This is a genomic window from Paracoccus gahaiensis (assembly GCF_005048225.1).
Classification (GTDB): domain Bacteria; phylum Pseudomonadota; class Alphaproteobacteria; order Rhodobacterales; family Rhodobacteraceae; genus Paracoccus; species Paracoccus gahaiensis.
In genome coordinates, this window is sequence record NZ_SUNI01000035.1 from 1 (window position 1) to 3301 (window position 3301).

At 66.9% G+C, this 3301-nt stretch carries 1 protein-coding gene; it reads right to left on the bottom strand.

Going from position 1 to position 3301, the window contains the following annotated elements; genetic code table 11:
* Positions 1-171: 171 nt before the first annotated feature.
* Positions 172-3301 (bottom strand): error-prone DNA polymerase (locus tag FA743_RS18810; RefSeq protein ID WP_136887612.1); only part of this gene is annotated, 3130 nt, incomplete at its 5' end.

Below are 3301 nucleotides of genomic sequence, written 5' to 3' on the forward strand. Positions count from 1 at the left end.
CTTGATAGCTTGATAGCTTGATAGCTTGATAGCTTGATAGCTTGATAGCTTGATAGCTTGATAGCTTGATAGCTTGATAGCTTGATAGCTTGATAGCTTGATAGCTTGATAGCTTGATAGCTTGATATAAGTTATTTGACGTCCCGCTATTTACCTTGAGTGCATCGATATTTAGGTTCTGGACGTAGATGTCGTGGTGCCGGGGGGCTCTGGCTGTGGTCTAGACGCATTTATTCTCGCAATTGCCTGCGGATCTGACGCCGGCGCGCCGCGATGGACCTCATCGCCGCGTCCGTGGGGCAGGGGGAAGGTGTCGCCCCGCTGACCAATGCTAGCGAGTTCTGCCGTCAAGTCGGTGAGGCGATAGACAACCAGATGCACGACCTTGCCGTCACGCTGGACGCGTCCTGCAGCGGCAAGCATCCCGGCGGAGAGGATGATCCGGCGGTGGGCCTCGAAAACCTTCGGCCAGACGACGAGGTTGGCGATGCCGGTCTCGTCCTCCAAAGTGATGAACATGGTGCCTTTGGCGGAGCCGGGGCGCTGGCGGACGAGGACCAGGCCGGCAATCTCGGTCCAGCAGCGGTTCGGGGCGGCCATGGCCTCGGCGCAGGTGCGGATGCGCCGGGTGGTGAGACTGGCGCGTAAGAAGGAGACCGGGTGCCGGCGCAGGGACAGGCCGGTATGGCTGTAGTCCTCGACCACCTCCCGCCCGGCAGCCATCGGGCGCAGGGAGACGGTGGGTTCAACGTGGGGCAGGGGTGGGACGGAGGCACGCGGGCTGCGATCCTGCCGAGCGGGATGGTGGTGCGCTCCTGGCTCGTCATCATGCCCGGCGGGTGAAAGCGCATCCTGCTCCACCGCCGCGAACAGCGGCAGTTCATCGTTGCGCAGGCCCTTGATGGCCCAGATCGCCTCCCGCCGTGCCAACCCGAAGGCGGGTAGAAACCCATCGGCCTCGGCGATGCGGGTCAGCGCGGCCATCGGCGCGCCAGCGCGACGGCAGAGATCGGCGACGTTGGCGAAGGGCCGGGTGGCGCGCGCGGCCAGGATGACCCCCGCGTGTGCTTCCGCCAGCCCTTTGACCATGCGCAGCCCGAGGCGGACGGCGAAGCGATCGTCGCCGGGGTCACTCACTGGCTCCAGCGTGCAGTCCCAGTCCGATGTCGCGATGCAGATGGGTCGGACCTCGACCCCATGGTCCCGGGCATCACGGACGATCTGCGCCGGGGCGTAGAACCCCATCGGCTGGCTGTTCAGCAGGGCGGCGCAGAAGGCGTCGGGGTGCCAGCATTTGAGCCAGGCTGAGGCATAGGCGATCAGCGCGAAGCTGGCCGCGTGGCTCTCGGGAAAGCCGTAGCTGCCGAAGCCCTCCAGCTGCCGGAAGGTGCGCTCGGCGAACGCGCGGTCGTAGCCGCGTTCGACCATGCCCTCGACCAGCTTGTCGCGGAACCTGGACACCCCGCCGGTAAACTTGAAGGTGGCCATGGATTTGCGGAGCATGTCGGCCTCGCCCGGGGTGAAGCCCGCGCATTCGATGGCCACGCGCATGGCCTGTTCCTGGAAGAGCGGCACGCCCAGGGTCTTGCCCAGCACCTTCTCCAGTTCCGGGGTGGGGTAATGGACCGGCTCCTGCCCGGCGCGCCTGCGTAGATAGGGATGAACCATGTCCCCCTGGATCGGGCCGGGGCGGACGATGGCCACCTGCACCACCAGATCGTAATAGGTGCGCGGCTTCAGGCGCGGCAGCATCGACATCTGGGCGCGTGACTCGATCTGGAAGGTGCCGAGCGTGTCGGCCTTGCGGATCATCGCATAGGTGCGCGGATCCTCGGCCGGGATGCTGGCCAGATCATAGCGGATGCCCTTATGCGCGGCGATCAGGTCCAGCCCCCGGCGCATGCAGGTCAGCATGCCGAGCGCCAGCACATCGACCTTCATGAACTTCAGCGCGTCGATGTCGTCCTTGTCCCATTCGATGATCTGCCGATCCGCCATCGCGGCGGGCTCGATGGGGACCAGATCGTCGAGGCGGTCGTGGGTGAGCACGAAGCCGCCGGGATGTTGGGACAGATGCCGGGGCGCGCCGCGCAGCTGCGCGGCCAGATCCAGCAGCAGACGAAGGCGCCGGTCGGCAGGGTTCAGGCCCAGCTCGCGGAGCTGGTCGTCGCTGATGCCCTCCTCGCCCCAGGACCAGATCTGCCCGGAGATGGCCCGGATCAGATCCTCGGGCAGGCCCAGGGCCTTGCCGACGTCGCGCAGGGCGCCCTTGGAACGGTAGCGGATCACCACGGCGGTCAGCGCCGCGTGGCTGCGGCCGTAGGTCCTGTAGACCCACTGGATCACCTCCTCGCGGCGCTCATGCTCGAAGTCCACGTCGATGTCGGGCGGCTCGCGGCGCTCTTCGCTGATGAAGCGCTCGAACAGCAGGTCGTTGCGGCCTGGGTCGATGGAGGTGATGCCCAGCACATAGCAGACCGCCGAGTTCGCCGCCGAGCCGCGGCCCTGACAGAGGATGCCCCTGGAGCGGGCGAAGCGGACGATGCTGTTCACGGTCAGGAAGTAGGGGGCATAGTCCAGCCGGGCGATCAGGCGCAGCTCGTGGCCGAGGCTGGCAGTCACCTCCGGCGGGATGCCCTCGGGGTAGCGCGTGGCGGCCCCCTCCCAGGTCAGCGCCTCCAGCGTCTCCTGGGGCGTCAGCGCCGGGTTGTCCCGTTCCTCGGGGTATTGATAGCGCAGCTCGTCCAGCGAGAAGCGGCAGCGGTCGGCGATCTGTTGGGTCCGGGCCAGGGCTTCCGGGTAGCGCGGGAACAGGCGCGCCATCTCGGCGGGGGCCTTCAGATAACGGTCGGCGTGGCGTTCGCGGCGAAAGCCCAGGGCGTCGACGGTGGTGGTGTGGCGGATGGCGGTGACCACATCCTGCAGGATGCGGCGGTCCGGGACGTGGAACAGCACATCGTTGGTGATCACCGTGGCCACGCCCATCCCGGCGGCGAGGGTCGACAGCTCGTAGAGGCGCAGCTGGTCGTTGGGGCGGCGGCGCAGGGTCAGGGCGAGATACGCCCGGTCACCGAACGTGTCGCGCAACCGGCGCAGCCGAAGGGCGCAGGTGTCGTCCGCCGTATCCGGGATCAGGATGGCCAGCAGCCCCTCGGCATGGGACTGCAGATCGGGCCAGTCCAGATGGCATGCCCCCTTGCCCGCCCGGGCTTTGCCAATGGACAGCAACCGACACAGCCGCGACCAGGCTGGGCGGTCGGTGGGATAGACCAGCACCGACATGCCGCAGCGCAGATCCAGC